The organism is Pseudomonas danubii, from assembly GCF_042980055.1.
In the GTDB taxonomy this organism is placed as follows: Bacteria; Pseudomonadota; Gammaproteobacteria; order Pseudomonadales; family Pseudomonadaceae; genus Aquipseudomonas; species Aquipseudomonas danubii.
Genome location: NZ_CP116502.1, coordinates 1,569,352 through 1,585,542 on the forward strand (window position 1 = coordinate 1,569,352; position 16,191 = coordinate 1,585,542).

At 63.9% G+C, this 16,191-nt stretch carries 13 protein-coding genes; 5 read left to right on the forward strand and 8 right to left on the reverse strand.

Translation table 11 applies throughout. The features are described from left to right. The gene (cysQ, locus tag PFZ56_RS07385; protein ID WP_102863054.1) at nucleotides 1-828 is read left to right on the forward strand and encodes a 3'(2'),5'-bisphosphate nucleotidase CysQ; all 828 of its coding nucleotides are present in this window, start codon (nucleotides 1-3) and stop codon (nucleotides 826-828) included. 142 nt (nucleotides 829-970) lie between these two features. Here cysQ and PFZ56_RS07390 read toward each other — a convergent pair whose 3' ends face one another. The 7 genes from PFZ56_RS07390 to rfbB form a co-directional block, all read right to left on the reverse strand. After that, complete coding sequence (locus PFZ56_RS07390; RefSeq protein ID WP_110595331.1) at nucleotides 971-1,426, reverse strand: thioesterase domain-containing protein; 456 nt, start codon at nucleotides 1,424-1,426, stop codon at nucleotides 971-973. A gap of 37 nt (nucleotides 1,427-1,463) precedes the next feature. Then, nucleotides 1,464-2,870 carry a sigma-54 dependent transcriptional regulator gene (locus PFZ56_RS07395; protein WP_170002003.1) on the reverse strand — a complete coding sequence of 469 codons (1,407 nt, stop codon included), beginning with the start codon at nucleotides 2,868-2,870 and terminating at the stop codon, nucleotides 1,464-1,466. 74 nt (nucleotides 2,871-2,944) lie between these two features. Beyond that, the gene (locus PFZ56_RS07400) at nucleotides 2,945-4,753 is read right to left on the reverse strand and encodes an ATP-binding protein (protein WP_102862677.1); all 1,809 of its coding nucleotides are present in this window, start codon (nucleotides 4,751-4,753) and stop codon (nucleotides 2,945-2,947) included. 34 nt (nucleotides 4,754-4,787) lie between these two features. Continuing rightward, entirely contained in the window at nucleotides 4,788-5,669 is an 882-nt protein-coding gene (rfbD, locus tag PFZ56_RS07405) for a dTDP-4-dehydrorhamnose reductase (protein ID WP_170002005.1), read from the reverse strand. Continuing rightward, nucleotides 5,666-6,211 (reverse strand): dTDP-4-dehydrorhamnose 3,5-epimerase, encoded by a 546-nt coding sequence (gene rfbC / locus PFZ56_RS07410; RefSeq protein WP_170002007.1) that lies wholly within the window; start codon nucleotides 6,209-6,211, stop codon nucleotides 5,666-5,668. Before rfbC ends, rfbD begins: the two co-directional genes overlap by 4 nt. Next, nucleotides 6,208-7,083 carry a glucose-1-phosphate thymidylyltransferase RfbA gene (gene rfbA, locus PFZ56_RS07415; RefSeq protein WP_102882165.1) on the reverse strand — a complete coding sequence of 292 codons (876 nt, stop codon included), beginning with the start codon at nucleotides 7,081-7,083 and terminating at the stop codon, nucleotides 6,208-6,210. Before rfbA ends, rfbC begins: the two co-directional genes overlap by 4 nt. Then, complete coding sequence (gene rfbB / locus PFZ56_RS07420; RefSeq protein ID WP_170002009.1) at nucleotides 7,080-8,162, reverse strand: dTDP-glucose 4,6-dehydratase; 1,083 nt, start codon at nucleotides 8,160-8,162, stop codon at nucleotides 7,080-7,082. Before rfbB ends, rfbA begins: the two co-directional genes overlap by 4 nt. Before the next feature lie 241 nt (nucleotides 8,163-8,403). Between rfbB and PFZ56_RS07425 the strand changes: the two genes are divergently transcribed. From PFZ56_RS07425 to PFZ56_RS07440, 4 genes are all read left to right on the forward strand, one after another. Then, nucleotides 8,404-11,322: an aminotransferase gene (locus PFZ56_RS07425; protein ID WP_170002011.1), complete on the forward strand. Its 2,919-nt coding sequence runs from the start codon at nucleotides 8,404-8,406 to the stop codon at nucleotides 11,320-11,322. 269 nt (nucleotides 11,323-11,591) lie between these two features. Further along, entirely contained in the window at nucleotides 11,592-12,470 is an 879-nt protein-coding gene (gene aguB, locus PFZ56_RS07430; protein WP_102862683.1) for an N-carbamoylputrescine amidase, read from the forward strand. A gap of 5 nt (nucleotides 12,471-12,475) precedes the next feature. Further along, nucleotides 12,476-13,582 (forward strand): agmatine deiminase, encoded by a 1,107-nt coding sequence (gene aguA / locus PFZ56_RS07435; protein ID WP_102862684.1) that lies wholly within the window; start codon nucleotides 12,476-12,478, stop codon nucleotides 13,580-13,582. A 247-nt stretch (nucleotides 13,583-13,829) separates the two neighbouring features. Next, nucleotides 13,830-14,030, forward strand: coding sequence for a hypothetical protein (locus PFZ56_RS07440; RefSeq protein WP_102862685.1), 201 nt, complete (start codon nucleotides 13,830-13,832; stop codon nucleotides 14,028-14,030). Nucleotides 14,031-14,089: 59 nt separating this feature from the next. Here the strand turns inward: PFZ56_RS07440 and PFZ56_RS07445 are convergent, their stop codons facing one another. Further along, entirely contained in the window at nucleotides 14,090-16,189 is a 2,100-nt protein-coding gene (locus tag PFZ56_RS07445) for a TonB-dependent siderophore receptor (RefSeq protein ID WP_170002013.1), read from the reverse strand. Between the last annotated feature and the right edge of the window lie 2 nt (nucleotides 16,190-16,191).

Sequence of the window (16,191 nt, forward strand, 5' to 3'; positions counted from 1 at the left end):
ATGAATTTTCCCCATCCTTTATTGGCGCCGGTGGCCGAGCTGGCCTTGCGCGCTGGCGAGGCGATCCTGCCGTTCTGGCGCGCCGACGTGGCGGTCAACCACAAGGCTGACGAGTCGCCGGTGACCGCCGCCGACCTTGCGGCCCATCACTTGATCGTGGCTGGCCTGACGGCGTTGGACCCGAGCATCCCGGTGCTGTCCGAAGAAGATGCCGACATTCCCCAGGCCACTCGGGCCGGTTGGCAGCGCTGGTGGCTGGTGGACCCGCTGGATGGCACCAAGGAGTTCATTTCCGGCAGTGAAGAGTTCACCGTCAACATCGCCCTGATCGAACAGGGGCGTGTGGTGTTTGGCGTGGTGTCGATGCCCACCAATGGCCGTTGTTATCTCGGTGGTGCTGGCCTTGGCGCCTGGCGTGTGGATCAGGGGCAGGCGCCGCAAGCGATCCAGGTGCGTGAACAGCCAGGTGTTGGCGAGGCCTTTACCGTGGTGGCCAGTCGGCGCCATTCGAGCCCGGAGCAGGAGCGCTTGTTGGGTGGCTTGAGTGCTGCCCTGGGTGAATTGCAATTGGCCAATATCGGCAGTTCGCTGAAGTTCTGCCTGCTGGCCGAAGGCGCGGCGGACTGCTATCCGCGCCTGGCGCCGACTTCCCAATGGGACACCGCGGCGGCCCAGGGTGTACTCGAAGGGGCGGGTGGCGAAGTGCTGGATCTTGCCGGTGCGCCGTTCTGCTATCCACCGCGAGAGTCATTGCTCAACGGCTTCTTCCTGGCGCTACCGGCCAAGGCGGCGTGGCGCGGCAAACTGCTGGAGCTGGCCCGCGCCTGATCGCCCCACGGCGACTTGCCTCTGCCACCTTTTGTGTAGGAGCCGGCTTGCCGGCGAAGGGGCCCTTGAGCCCTGTGCAAGCATTTCCGGCCTCTTCGCTGGCAAGCCAGCTCCTACAGATTTGAGCAGGTTGCGAAACGGGTCAGCGGTGCAGGACGTACTGACCGGCAAAGCGTACGGCGTCGTCGTCGCTGCCGACGTTGACCACACGGCTGTGCAAGGTCAGGCGGGCACGACCGTGGCGCTGGTACATCGCAAGGAATTTCTTCCAGAGCTTGTCATCAGGCGCGGTGCAGATCGCCACGGCATCGCCGGTGACCGGTAGCGGGTAACTGATCTGCCCTTCCTGGATGACGATATGCCCGTCATCTATCCCTTCTTCCTTGAGCCGCAAATGCAGCCAGCCCCAACCGGCCAGCACCGCGCCGCAGTACAGGCTGCCGCCGAACATGGTGCTCTTGTGGTTGACGTTGGCGTCCAGCGGCAGTTGCAGGCGCAGTTGCTGCGCCTGCCAGTCGAGCACCTTCAGGCCCATGTCCCGGGTCAGGGGAATGTCGTGGTGAAGGATGGATTCCAGGTAGCGACTGTCGCGGTTCATGCACGGGCCTCAAGGGACGAAGGGTTGACGGTGCGGCTCATTCGGATTCATCGCTGGAGTGGCTGGCGCCGCCGTCGGCGAAGCTCAAGCCGTGTTTGCGCAGCTTGTCGTGCAGGGTCTTGCGTGGAATGCCCAGGGCTTGGGCAAGGCTGCGCATCGAACTGTGGGGTTGCGTCAGTTCGGCGGCGATCAGGCTCTTTTCGAAGTGTTCCACCTGTTCGCTCAGACCGCCGGCAATCAACGTCGGGGAGGCGATGGCAGCCTGCTCCGGCTCGCTGTTGTCCAGGGCCAGTTCCAGACCCAGCGCGAAGCGCTCAGCAGCGTTCTGCAGTTCCCGCACGTTGCCAGGCCAGCTATGGCGCAACAGCAGGGCACGATGCCCGGGTTGCAGTTCCTGGGGTGGCAGGCCGTGGCGGGTACTGGCCTCGTCGGCAAAGTGCTGGAACAGCATCAGTATGTCCTCGCCTCGCTCGCGCAGTGGCGGAATGCGCAACGGGGCCACGTTCAGGCGGTAGTAAAGGTCGGCGCGGAAGCGGCCCTGGTCCGCGGCCTGGCGCAGGTCTTCCTTGGTCGCGGCGATGATGCGGATGTCCAGGGGGATCAGCTGGTTGCCCCCCAGGCGTTCCACCACCCGCTCCTGCAGCAGGCGCAGCAGCTTGACCTGGACATCCAGGCTCATGCTTTCGATTTCGTCGAGGAACAGGGTGCCACCGTTGGCGAATTCGAACTTGCCGATGCGGCGTTTCTGCGCGCCGGTGAAGGCTCCCGGTTCGTGGCCGAACAGTTCGCTTTCCACCACCGACTCGGCCAGAGCGCCCGCATTGATGGCCACAAATGGCCCGTTGCGCCGCCCCGAGAGGTCATGCAGGGCGCGGGCTACCACTTCTTTGCCGGCGCCGGTTTCACCCAGGATCAGCACATCGGCGCGGGTTGCCGCCAGGGCGCCGATCTGCTGGCGCAGACGCAGCATCGGCGCTGACTGACCCACCAGCCGCGCGCTCAGTTCCTGGCGGTCGCTGAGGGCCAGGCGCAGGCTGCGGTTGTCCAGCACCAGGCGCCGCCAGTCCAGGGCGCGGCGCACACTATCGAGCAGGGCATCGCTGGCGAAGGGCTTTTCCAGAAAGTCATAGGCACCGGCGCGCATCGCCTGCACGGCCAGGGGCACATCGCCGTGACCGGTGATCAGCAGCACCGGCAGCTCGGGGTCCTGGGCATGCAATTGGTTGAGCAGTTCCAGGCCATCCATGCCGGGCATGCGGATGTCGCTGACCACCACCCCCGGCCAGTCCCGCTCCAGGCGCGGGGCCAGGCCCTGGGCCTCGGCCAGGGACAGCACATTGAGCCCGGCCAGGTCCAGGGTCTGGCTCAGGGCTTGACGCAGGTGCGGATCGTCGTCGATCAACACCACTTGCAGCTGAGGGTCGAGGCTGTCGGGACGGGTCATCGGTCACTTTCCAGGTCGTGTCGTGGCCAGCATCGCTGGGCCGGGCGTGGTGGCTAACGAGTTGTCGCTGCGCTTCATACCCCGCGATCCTCGGAGGGCTGCAGGCTGACGCCGGGGGCCCCGGCGCGCAGGCGCAGGGTGATCAGGGCGCCGCCTTCACGGTGGTTGGCGAACGACAGTTCACCGCCAAAGGCGCGCATCAGGGTGTCGCAGATCGCCAGGCCCAGGCCCAGTCCCTGGGTCCGTGTCTTGGTGGTGTAGAACGGCTCGCCGGCGCGGCCTAGCGCCTCCATGCAGAAGCCCGGGCCGTTGTCGCGGATGTACAGATTGACGCCTGTGGCGGTGGACTCGGCACTCAGCCAGAGTTTGCGCGGCGGGCCCTTTTCGGTCAGGGCGTCGAGGGCGTTGGCCAGCAGGTTGCCGAGGACCTGGCGCAGGCGGGTTTCCCCGGCCTCGACCCACAGGGTAGCGGCTGGCAGGTCGCGGATCAGCTCCACTTCCATGGCCCGGCGACGCTTGGCCAGCAGGGCCAGGGCATCGTCCAGGGCCGGTTGCAGGGCGACGCTTTCCGGGGCGTGGTGATCGCGTCGGGCGAAGGCTCGCAGGTGGGCGATGATCGAGGCCATGCGCCCGGTCAGTTCGCTGATCAGCTTGAGGTTGCCCCGGGCGTCATCGGTGCGTTGGTGGTCCAGCAGCACTTCGGCGTTTTCCGCGTAGCTGCGAATGGCCGCCAGGGGCTGGTTGAGTTCGTGACTGATGCTCGCCGACATGGTGCCCAGGGCCGAGAGCTTGCCGGCCTGGACCAGATTGTCCTGGGCGCGCACCAGTTCCTGTTGGGCGGTTTCGCGTTCCAGCACTTCCTGTTTCAAGCGCCGGTTGAGGCTCTCCAGATCGCTGGTGCGCTCGGCTACGCGCCTTTCCAGCTCGCGCCGGGCCTTGGCTTCGAAGGCGATCCGCTCCAGGTAGTGGCGACGGCGCTGCATCATCAGGCCGAGCAGCAGCATCAGCACCAGCAGCGCAGCGGCGCCGACCGCCACCACGGTGCGCACCGGGCGATCGATCAGGGTGCGCGGGGCGAGGATGCTGACGCTCCAGCGGGTTTCCTCGATCTGCTGGGTCTGGGTCAGCCAGGCATCGGGATTGAGGTTCAGTGGACGCGGGTCCCGGGTTGGGTAGGGCTGGATGGCGACGATGGCCTGGCGTTCCTCGTCGCTCAGAGGACGGGTCGCACGAAAGCGCCATTCAGGACGCGAGGTGAGGATCACCACACCATTGTGGTCGGTCAGCAGCAATTGTTCCGGGGTCTTGCCCCACAGGCTTTCGGTATGGTCCAAGTCCACCTTGACCACCAGCACGCCCAGCATCCGTTCGCCGTCGCGCACTGCAGCGGCGAAGAAGTAGCCACGCTTGGCCGAGGTGGTGCCCAGGCCGAAGAACCGTCCCAGGCGTCCGGCCATGGCTTCGCTGAAATAGGGGCGGAAGGCGAAATTGCGCCCGACGAAACTGTCGTGCTTGTCCCAGTTGGAGGCCGCCAGGGTCTTGCCGTTGGTGTCCATCAGGTACATGACTTCGGCGCCGGTCTGGGCGCTGATGTTTTTCAGCAGGCGGTTGGCGTTGCCCTGGGTCACGCCGTCGTCCGGGGCCCCCAGCACCGCCCGCAGCGCCGGCAGGTCGCCGAGGATCTGCGGCAGCACTTCGTAGCGGTGCAGGGTGCCCAGCAGGTTGGCCACGTAGAGGTCGAGGGTCTGGCGATTCTGGCTGGTCAGCTCGTTGCGATAGTAGCGCTCGGCCAAGTGCTCCAGCGGCCACAGCAACGGCGCCAGGCACAGGGCCAGCAGGGCCAGGCTGCGCCAGCGGGGACGACGGGGAAGAGGTGCGGTCATGGAAAGGGCGCCTGTGGATACAGGCGCATTATGCCTAGCCCTGCTCGGCAAGACACTCGCGCAGTGCGCTGCGCCAGTCCGGCTGGGTCACGCCCCATTCCCGAGCCAGGCGGCTGCAGTCCAGGCGTGAGTTCAGCGGCCGGGGAGCCGGGGTCGGGTAAGCACTGGAGGGGATGGCTTCGAGCACCGCACAAGGCTTGTCCAGGGCCAGCAACTGCTCGCCGATGGCCTGGGCGAAACCGAACCAGGAGGTCTCGCCGTGGGCGGTGAGGTGATAGGTGCCCCAGGCGCCGTGATTCCCGGACTGCCAGCGCTCGATCAGGGCGCGCGTGCTGTTGGCGATGGTGCCGGCCCAGGTGGGCGCGCCGATCTGGTCGGCCACTACCCGCAGCTCGGGTCGTTCCTGCAGCAGGCGCTGCATGGTCAGCAGGAAGTTCTTGCCATGGCTGGAATAGACCCAGCTGGTGCGCAGGATCAGGTGCTGGCCCTGTACCAGGTTGATGGCCCGTTCGCCCGCCAGCTTGCTCTGGCCGTAGACCCCCAACGGATTGGGCTCATCCTCTTCTACGTAGGGCGTGTCCTTGCGGCCATCGAACACGTAGTCGGTGGAGTAGTGAATCAGTGGCACACCCAGTGCCCGGGCTTCCTCGGCGAAGATACCGGGGGCCGTGGCGTTGATCGCAAAGGCCAGCTCCGGCTCGCTTTCGGCCTGATCGACGGCGGTGTGGGCGGCGGCGTTGATGATCAGATGCGGAGCAATGGCGCGGACCTGCTGGCGAATCTGTTCCGGGTGGCTCAGGTCCAGTTGGTCTCGACCAAGGACCACCAGTTCGCCCAGGTCGCCGAGCCGCTGCTGCAGCTCGCGGGAAACCTGGCCGTGCTGGCCGCTGATGAGGATTTTCAGGGAAGTGCTCATGGGAACAGATCGGCTTCTTTCAGACTTTTGCCATTCTGGTCCTTGGCGGAGAGCGTTGGCGGCTCCTGCAACTGCCAATCGATTGCCAGGGTCGGGTCGTCCCAGCGAATGCAGCGCTCAGCGGTTGGCGTGTAGTAATCGGTGGTTTTATAGAGGAACTCGGCGAAGTCGCTGAGCACTACGAAACCATGGGCAAAACCTTCGGGTATCCACAGTTGACGATTGTTTTCGGCGGACAGGCGCACGCTGGCCCAGCGGCCAAAGTTGGGCGAACCACGGCGAATGTCCACGGCCACATCCAGCACCTCACCGGCAATGACCCGCACGAGTTTCCCTTGGCTATGTTCGATCTGGTAGTGCAAACCGCGCAGGACGTTCCTGGCCGAGCGTGAATGGTTGTCCTGGACAAACGGCTGGTTCAGGCCGGTGGCGTCGGCGAAGGCCTTGGCATTGAAACTCTCGTAGAAAAACCCACGCTCGTCGCCGAACACCTTGGGCTCGATGATCAGCACGCCGGGCAGGTCGGTGGGGATGACCTTCATTGCGTCTCCCCGGCCAGGGTGAAGAGGTACTGGCCATAGCCGGTCTTGCCAAAGTAGGCGGCGCGCTCCAGCAGATGCTCACGGCTGATCCATTGGTTCTGGTAGGCGATTTCCTCCAGACAGGCGACCTTCAAACCCTGACGGTGCTCGATGGTCTGCACGTACTGCGAGGCCTCCAGCAGGCTATCGTGGGTGCCGGTGTCGAGCCAGGCAAAGCCCCGGCCAAAGCGCTCCACATGCAGATCGCCACGCTTGAGGTAGGCGTTGTTGACGTCGGTGATCTCCAGTTCGCCACGGGGCGACGGCTTGACTGCCTTGGCGATCTGCACCACGTCGTTGTCATAGAAGTACAGGCCGGTGACCGCGTAGCTGGATTTCGGTTTCTTGGGCTTCTCTTCGATGGACAGGGCGCGGCCTTCGCTGTCGAAGTCGATGACCCCGAAGCGCTCCGGGTCCTTGACCCAGTAACCGAACACCGTAGCGCCGGAATTGCGCTTGGCGGCAGCGCACAGCTGTTCGCCGAAGTACTGTCCGTGGAAGATGTTGTCGCCCAGGATCAGGCACACCGGGTCATTGCCGATGAACTCTTCGCCAATCAGGAATGCCTGGGCCAGGCCATCCGGTGAAGGTTGTTCGGCATAGCTGAAGCGTACGCCGAACTGGCTGCCGTCACCCAGCAGGTTGCGGTACTGCGGCAAGTCCTGGGGGGTGGAGATGATCAGGATGTCCTGGATGCCGGCCAGCATCAGTACCGAGATCGGGTAATAGATCATCGGCTTGTCGTAGATCGGCAGCAGTTGCTTGGAGACACCGAGGGTGATGGGGTGCAGACGGGTGCCGGAGCCGCCCGCCAGAACAATGCCTTTAATCATGCAATCAGATCCTTGATGTCGGTGGAACCCAGGCGTTCGCCCTGGTAGCTGCCGTCCTGTACTCGACGGCACCACTCGAGGTTTTCCAGGTACCACTGCACAGTCTTGCGCAGTCCGCTGGTGAAGGTTTCTTCTGGCACCCAGCCCAGTTCCCGCTCGATCTTGCCGGCATCGATGGCGTAGCGCAGGTCGTGGCCCGGGCGGTCCTGGACGAAGGTGATCAGGTCGGCGTAGTGGGCAACGCCCTGGGGTTTTTGCGGGGCCAGCTCTTCCAGCAGGCTGCAGATGCCGCGTACCACGTCGATGTTCTTCTGCTCGTTATGGCCGCCGATGTTGTAAGTCTCGCCGACCGCACCCTCGGTCACCACCTTGTACAGCGCCCGAGCGTGATCCTCGACGTACAGCCAGTCGCGGACCTGCTGGCCATTGCCATAGACCGGCAGCGGCTTGCCTGCGAGGGCGTTGAGAATCACCAGGGGGATCAACTTCTCGGGAAAGTGGAACGGGCCATAGTTGTTGGAGCAGTTGGTGATCAGCACCGGCAGGCCGTAGGTACGCTGCCAGGCGCGGACCAGATGGTCGGACGCAGCCTTGCTGGCGGAGTAGGGCGAACTGGGGGCGTAGGGCGTGGTTTCAGTGAACAGGTCGTCGACGCCATGCAGGTCGCCATAGACCTCATCGGTGGAAATATGGTGGAAGCGCAAAGCGGCCTTTTCCGCTTCGGGCAGTTTCTGCCAGTAAGCGCGGGTTGCCTCCAGCAGGCTGTAGGTGCCGACGATATTGGTCTGGATGAAGTCGGACGGCCCGTCGATGGAGCGGTCGACATGGGACTCGGCTGCCAGGTGCATGATCGCGTGGGGCTGGAAGCGTGCGAGCACCGCACTGACGGTGGCCTGGTCGACGATATCGGCCTTGACGAATTCGTAGCGGCTGTCGCTGGCGATGCTGTGCAGCGATTCCAGGTTGCCTGCGTAGGTCAGTTTGTCGAGGTTCAGCACTTCGTGTTCTGTGTGCTGGATCAGATGGCGGACCAGAGCCGAGCCGATGAATCCGGCTCCGCCGGTGACGAGAATGCGCATGTTGGAGGGCCTGTGTCCTTGAAAACGATCATTTACTGCAAAAAATGCAGCATAGCTTGTCGACATGACGCCTGAGGTGCAATAGGCGCCATCAGTCGATTTCACCGCGAGCGGTCGGAAATTTCGCAAAGTGCAGGGTTGAGGCGGGGACGGTGCCTGTCTGTTTCCCGTTCTTTGGGCTTGCGTAACGCCTTGGGCAATGGCGATATAAGCGGCTTATAACAATTCCAGGGATCGTTGTATGTTGCTCGCCACCTTGATCCACCGCGCCAGTCTGCCCAGCCCACAGGTCACTGCACAGCAAGCGCTGGAGCTGCTGGAAACCCATTACGGTCTGCAAGGCACCTTGCAGTCTCTGGGCAGCCAGCAGGACCTCAACTATCGCCTCGACAGTCCCCGGGGCCGCTTTGTCCTGAAGATCTGCCGCGGCGACTACTCGGCCCTGGAGTTGCAAGCGCAGCACGCGGGCCTCAAGCACCTGCAGCAATACCCCGATCTGCGAGTGCCCAGGGTGATTCCGGCAAAAAACGGTGCGGACCTGCTGTCCCTGGAGATTGCCGGGCAAGCGCTGCACGTGCGGTTGCTCGACTATATAGAGGGTCGCTCCCTGACCCACCTGCCGCACCTGGGGAACGAGCTGGTGGCGGGCCTGGGCCGGCTCTGCGGGCAGATGGACCTGGCTTTGGAAGGTTTCCAGCATCCGGGGCTCGAACGCACCCTGCAATGGGATGCCCGGCATGCCCAGGCGCTGATCGGGCATTTGTTGCCAGTCATCCAGGACCCGCAGCAACGGGCCTTGATCGCTGACACCGCGCAGCGCACCGAACGTCGGCTGCAGCCCCTGCAGGAACAGTTGCCGGTACAGGCGATCCACATGGACATCACCGACGACAACGTGGTCTGGCAGCGGGATGCCGCGCGCCATTGGCAGTTGCAGGGGGTGATCGATTTCGGCGACCTGATCCGTACCTGGCGCATCACCGATCTGTCGGTGACGTGCGCCGCACTGCTGCATCACGCCGAGGGCGATCCGCTGCGCATCCTGCCGGCGATCCAGGCCTATCACCAGGTCAACCCGCTGCAACGGGCCGAGCTGCTGGCGCTCTGGCCATTGATCGTGGCCCGCGCCGCGGTGCTGGTGCTCAGTGGCGAGCAGCAGGTCAGCATCGATCCGGGCAACGCCTACAGCCGCGCCAATTTGCACCACGAGTGGGAGATTTTCCGGGTCGCCAGCTCCGTGTCTTTCGAGTTCATGGAAGCGGCCATTCTCAGCGCTGTCGGGGAGTCGCTGCCGGCCATTGGCAGTGACGGCTTCGTCCCGCTGCTGCCGAGCCTGGTAGGGCGCGAGTTCGCCCTGATCGACCTGGGAGTGCTCAGCCCGCACTTCGAAGCCGGCAATTGGGAGCAGCCGGGGATCGATGATCGCCTGTTGGCCGAAGCCGCTGTTGCCCATGGCCTGGCCGCCAGTCGCTATGGCCAGTACCGCTTGTCGCGGACCTGCCCCGACAGCGCCCTGGAGCCGCAAACCTGCCCGTTGCATGTGCAGTTGCAAGTGCCGGCAGGCACGCCGGTAGAAGCACCGTTCGCCGGTGTGCTGCACCGTGCCGAGAACGGCCTGCTGCGCCTGGATGGCCCGGCGTTGAGCGTGCGCTTGTGGGGCGTCGAGCCGTCGTTGCACCCGGGGGCGGCCCTGGTCAAGGGGCAGGTGCTGGGGGCCGTGGTAGCCGACGGTCGGCTCAAGGTACAGCTGTGTCGAGCGGCCGAGCTGGATCCGCCGCTGTTCTGTACCCCTTCCCGGGCGCCTGCCTGGCAGGCGCTGTGCCCTTCTCCGGCCGCGCTGCTGGGGCTGGCCTGTGATGCCGAGCCGGAGCTGGACCCGCAGACCCTGCTGGAGCGACGCGATGCCAGCTTTGCCCGCTCGCAAAAGCACTACTACGTCGACCCGCCGCGGATCGAGCGCGGCTGGCGCAATCACCTGATCGACATGCAAGGGCGGTCCTATCTGGACATGCTCAACAACGTCGCGGTGCTCGGCCACGGTCACCCACGCATGGCCGCCGAGGCGGCGCGCCAATGGTCGCTGCTCAATACCAACTCGCGTTTTCACTATGCTGCGATCGCCGAGTTCTCCGAGCGCCTGCTGGCCCTGGCGCCGGACTCCATGGATCGGGTGTTTCTGGTCAACAGCGGTACCGAAGCCAACGATCTGGCGATTCGCCTGGCCTGGGCCTACAGCGGCGGGCGCGACATGCTCAGCGTGCTGGAGGCCTATCACGGCTGGTCGGTGGCGGCCGATGCGGTGTCCACCTCCATTGCCGACAACCCCCAGGCCCTCACCAGCCGTCCCGACTGGGTGCACCCAGTGACGGCGCCCAACACCTATCGCGGCGAGTTCCGCGGCCAGGACAGCACACCGCAGTACCTGCGCAGCGTCGACCAGCAGTTGCACAAGCTGGATGAGCAGAATCGCCAGTTGGCCGGGTTTATCTGTGAGCCCGTGTACGGCAATGCCGGGGGCATCTCGCTGCCGCCGGGTTATCTGCAGGAAGTCTACGAACGGGTTCGGGCCCGGGGTGGCGTGTGCATCGCCGATGAGGTCCAGGTGGGCTATGGCCGCATGGGCAAGTTCTTCTGGGGCTTTGAAGAGCAGGGCGTGGTGCCGGACATCATCACCATGGCCAAGGGCATGGGCAACGGTCAGCCCCTTGGGGCGGTGATCACCCGTCGCGAGATTGCCGAGGCGCTGGAGGCCGAGGGCTATTTCTTCTCTTCATCCGGTGGCAGCCCGGTCAGTTGCCGCATCGGCATCGCCGTGCTGGATGTGATGCAGGAGGAGGGCCTCTGGGAGAACGCCCGGGTGGTGGGTGAACATTTCAGGCAACGCCTGGAGGCGCTCAAGGATCTGCATCCCCTGGTGGGTGCGGTGCATGGCTCCGGTTTCTACCTGGGGCTGGAGCTGATCCGCAATCACCAGACCCTGGAACCGGCCACCGAGGAGACCACCCTGCTGTGTGATCGCCTGCGGGAACTGGGGATCTTCATGCAGCCCACCGGCGATCACTTGAACATCCTCAAGATCAAGCCGCCGATGGTCACCAGCCGGCAGAGCGTGGATTTCTTCGTCGACATGCTGGACAAGGTGCTGGGCGAAGATCTGTAAGGGCTCGTCGTTCGCTTGCGTTCATCTCCATTCGCCGGCAAGCCGTCTCCTACACCTTTCTGTGGGGGCCGGCTTGCCGGCGAATGTGTTTATGCTTATTCGATTGTTATCGGCATTTTGTCGGATATTTTTCGCAGTTAAGAGTTCTGCGGCTTCTAAAGTCGATATTTATCGGATATAAAGTGGCCGTCGTCAGGCGCGACCTTGTCGTGCCCCGTCCTTTTCCTATCCGTTGTCATCGACCGCGTCCATTGCCCGGGAGTTGTTCCATGAGCCGAATCGTTACCGTCGCCGCTACCCAGATGGCTTGTTCCTGGGACCTTGAGGCCAATCTGGAAACCGCCGAAAAACTGGTCCGTGAAGCCGCCGCCAAAGGTGCGCAGATCATCCTGATCCAGGAGTTGTTCGAGGCCCCGTATTTTTGCCAGAAGCCCAACCCGGACTACCTGCAACTGGCCACCACGGTCGATAGCAACGTCGCCATCGCGCACTTCCAGAAAGTTGCCAGGGAGTTGCAAGTGGTGCTGCCCATCAGCTTCTACGAGCTGGCGGGGCGTGCGCGATTCAACAGCATCGCGATCATCGATGCCGATGGCAGCAACCTGGGGATTTATCGGAAAAGCCATATCCCGGACGGCCCCGGCTACCACGAGAAGTACTACTTCAACCCGGGCGATACCGGCTTCAAGGTGTGGAACACCCGCTACGCGAAGATCGGCGTGGGCATCTGCTGGGACCAGTGGTTCCCCGAGTGCGCCCGCAGCATGGCGTTGCAAGGCGCGGAAATCCTCTTCTACCCGACCGCCATCGGCAGCGAGCCCCATGACCAGAGCATTTCCTCCCGCGACCACTGGCAGCGAGTGCAACAGGGGCATGCCGGGGCCAACCTGATGCCGTTGATCGCCAGCAACCGCATCGGCAACGAAGAGCAGGACGGTTACGACATCACCTTCTACGGTTCGTCCTTTATCGCCAATCAGTTCGGCGAGAAGGTTCAGGAGCTCAACCAAACCGAAGAAGGTATCCTTGTGCACAGCTTCGACCTCGACGAGCTCGAGCACATCCGCAGCGCCTGGGGCAGTTTCCGTGACCGTCGTCCGAACCTCTATGGTGCGCTGAAAACCCTCGACGGTTCCCTGGAGTCCTGAACACTATGAGCACTTTGCACAGCACGCCGCGCGCCGACGGTTTCTACATGCCGGCCGAATGGGCGACCCAGACCCAAACCTGGATGATCTGGCCCGAGCGTCCGGACAACTGGCGCCTGGGCGGCAAGCCGGCCCAGGCCGCCCACGCGGCGGTGGCCAAGGCCATTGCCCGCTTCGAACCGGTGACCGTGGCCGTCTCCGCGGGCCAGTATGAAAACGCCCGGGCGCGCCTGGACGTACCCAACATCCGCGTGGTGGAGATGTCCAGCGATGACGCCTGGGTCCGCGACACCGGTCCGACTTTCGTCATCAACCACAGCGGCGAAGTGCGTGGTGTGCACTGGGGCTTCAACGCCTGGGGCGGCTTCGAAGGCGGCCTCTATGCGCCGTGGAACCGTGACGAGCAGGTGGCCAGCAAGGTGCTGGAGATCGAGCGTTGCCAGGAGTACCGCACCGAAGGCTTCGTGCTCGAGGGCGGTTCGATTCACGTCGACGGCGAAGGCACGCTGATCACCACCGAGGAATGCTTGCTCAATCACAACCGCAACCCGCATCTGTCCCGTGAGCAGATCGAGGCGGTATTGCGCGAGCACCTGGCGGTGGAGCAGATCGTCTGGCTGCCGGATGGCCTGTACAACGACGAAACCGACGGCCATGTGGATAACTTCTGCTGCTACGTGCGCCCGGGCGAAGTGCTGCTGGCCTGGACCGACGATCCCCAGGACCCGAACTACCCCCGCTGCCGAGCGGCCATGCAGGTGCTGGAAAACACCCGCGACGCCAAGGGCCGCACTTTCAAGGTGCACAAGATGCCGATTCCCGGTCCCTTGTATGCCACCGAAGAGGAATGCGCCGGTGTCGATGCCGTGCAAGGCAGCCAGGAGCGTAATCCCTCCGTGCGCCTGGCGGGTTCCTACGTGAACTTCCTGATCGTCAATGGCGGGATCATTGCGCCGAGTTTTGACGACCCGATGGATGCACCGGCCAAGGCCATCCTCCAGGAATTGTTTCCCGAGCATGAAGTGGTGATGGTGCCGGGGCGCGAACTGTTACTGGGTGGCGGCAATATCCATTGCCTTACCCAACAGCAGCCCGCGCCGCAGCGAATTTGAGTGCCGTTGTAACAGATGGTGTTGCCTGTTTGACGGCGTCGGACCGATTCCGCACCTGGTGCTTTTCAGCAAGCCCGCAGCCCAGATGGGTTGCGGGCTTTTTCATGGCCGTACGTCGAGCCACCTGGCACTTTGGCATAGCTCTTGTATCTGCTTCGTGGTGATTCTGAGACAGGTGGAACTTTTGTTGTTCTGTCATAAACCTTGGATAAGTTAGGCCGCTCAGATACCAGGAGAGAGCGCTGGAATGAATATGGTCAGCGAGCGGGCACCCCATCCCTTGGCAATGAATAACGAGTCGCTGCAGGTTCTGGCGCAATGGTTGAAGTCCAATGGAACGCGTCAGATCAGGGAACCTGATCCGCGCCGGATCATCGTTGAGCGTTACCCCGCTGGATTGCTCAGCGAGGCGGAACTGCAGGCACTGTGGGATGTGGTGAAAGGATAGAAAACGACGGATTGTAAAAAGCGCTGCCGGGATGGCAGCGCTTTTTTTTGGCCGGTCGTTTAGAAGCGGTAGTTGCCAGTGACCACCAGGCTACGGGGCTCCCCCGGCTGGATCTGGAAGGCACTGGTGGCGGAGCTGTAGTACTCGCGGTCAGCGATGTTGTTCAGCGCCGCGCGCACGTCCCAGTCCTTGTGCCGGTAGCCGGCCAGGGCGTCCCAACGGCCGTAGCCCGGCAGCACCACGGTGTTGGCGCCATCGGCGTAGCGGTCGCCCACCAGGGTCAGGCCGGTCTCGGCGTACCAGCCCAGTTCCGGTTTCCAGGTGATGAACAGGCTGCCGTTGCGCTTGGCCACGTTGTTCACGCGCTTGTCTTCGAAACCGTTGTTGTCCTTGACCACCACCGCGTCCTGCAGGCCGATGCCGCCGCGCAGGTACCAGTTGCCGACGAGCTTGCCGTTGGCAGTCAACTCGATACCCCGGGAGCGTTGCAGGCCGGTCATCAGGATGATGTTGCGATCCAGCGGATCGGTGGTGCGACGGTTGTAGAGCTCCAGTTCGTACACGGCCAGGGTGGTACTCAGGCGCTCGCCCAGCCAATCGCTCTTGACCCCGACCTCCTTCTGCCGGGTCAGCTCCGGGCTCAGGTCGTTGCCGTTACCGGCGGCGTTCGGGGTGATACCGATCAGGCCGCCACCCACCGGTGAGAACGATTTGCTCCACGAGGCATAGAACGAGTGGTGCTCCAGTGGCGTCCAGACTGCCCCTAGACGCGGGCTGACACTGTGGCTGTTGCGGCTATCGGAAACCCCGGTGCGGCGGTTGGTGGTCTCGACATCGAAGTTGTCGTAACGCAGGCCGGCCAGCAATTGCCATTGCTCGTTCAGGCGCAGTTGGTCCTGCACGTAGAGCGCTCGGCTTTCGACCTCGGTGTGGTTGTTGCTGGAGACCTGCATGCGGCCGGTGTGGCTCTGGTACGGATTGGGGTTGTACAGATCCACGGCGGGCACCGCCTGGCTGCCGGGGCCTGCGGTGGCGGCGTTGTAGAGGATCGGGTCGCGGCGCTGGCTGCCGATCTCGATGCCGGTAAGCAGGCGGTGTTCCAGGCCAAAGGTGTCGAAGCGGCCTTCGAGTTCGGTGTTGTTGTAGATGTTGCGCGTCTTCAGATCCTGCTGCCAGCGCTGGCGCTGCACTTTGCCAGTGTTGGCGTTGTAGCCGGTCTGGTAGGTGTTGTCGAAGTCGCTGTCGAGCTTGAACACGGCCAGGGTGTGGCGCAGTTGCCAGTTGTCGTTGAGCTCGTAGGTCAGCTTGGAGCGCAATGACTGGGATTTGTCGTCGATGTAGTCGCGGTGGTCGCCGTAGGTGGTTTCCCGGCCGACGTTCGCCGGGCGGCCGTTGAGGCTGGTGATGCCGCGGTCCGGGGTGCGGTTGTAGCGGCTGTATTCGTACTGCACCAGCCAGTTCAGCTCCGGGGTCAGTTGCCAGCTCATGGACGGTGCGAACAGCTGGCGATTGCCACTGACGCCGTCGCGGAAACTGTTCTGGTCCTGATTGCCCAGGTTCAGGCGCAGGCTGAGGTTCTCCGTCGGATCGGCACTGAGGTCGGCGTACAGGCTGCGCAGGTCCTGGCTGCCGCCCTGGACTTCGACGCTGGAGCGGCGGCCGAACTCCGGCAGTTTGCTCACCCGGTTGACGATGCCACCCTGGCTGCCACGGCCGTAGAGCACGGCCGCCGGGCCCTTGAGCACTTCGATGCGTTCGATGTTGTGCAGGTCGCGCACGTACTGGCTGTCGTCGCGGATGCCGTCCAGGTAGAAGTCGTTGCTGGCATCGAAACCCCGAATCCGCAGGCTGTCGAAGCGGGTGTCGGAGCCGCTGCTGACGTTGGGAATGCCGCTCAGGGCGCTGCCCAGATCGTTGTGGCCGTAGTCCAGGACGTTGGCGGTCTTGATCGTGTCGATGGCCTGGGGCACATAGCGCGCGGCGGTGGCGGTGCGGGTCGCGGTGCTGACTTCCTTGACCCGGGGATCGTCGGGGTCGGCCTCGGCTTCGGCGCTGATGGAGGTCGTTGGCAGGGTGGTGCTGGCAGCACAGGCAAAACCGGCGGTCAGCAGGGTGCAGAGTCCCAGTGACAGGGGCGTAAGGCGGAAATGGGCAGGCATCT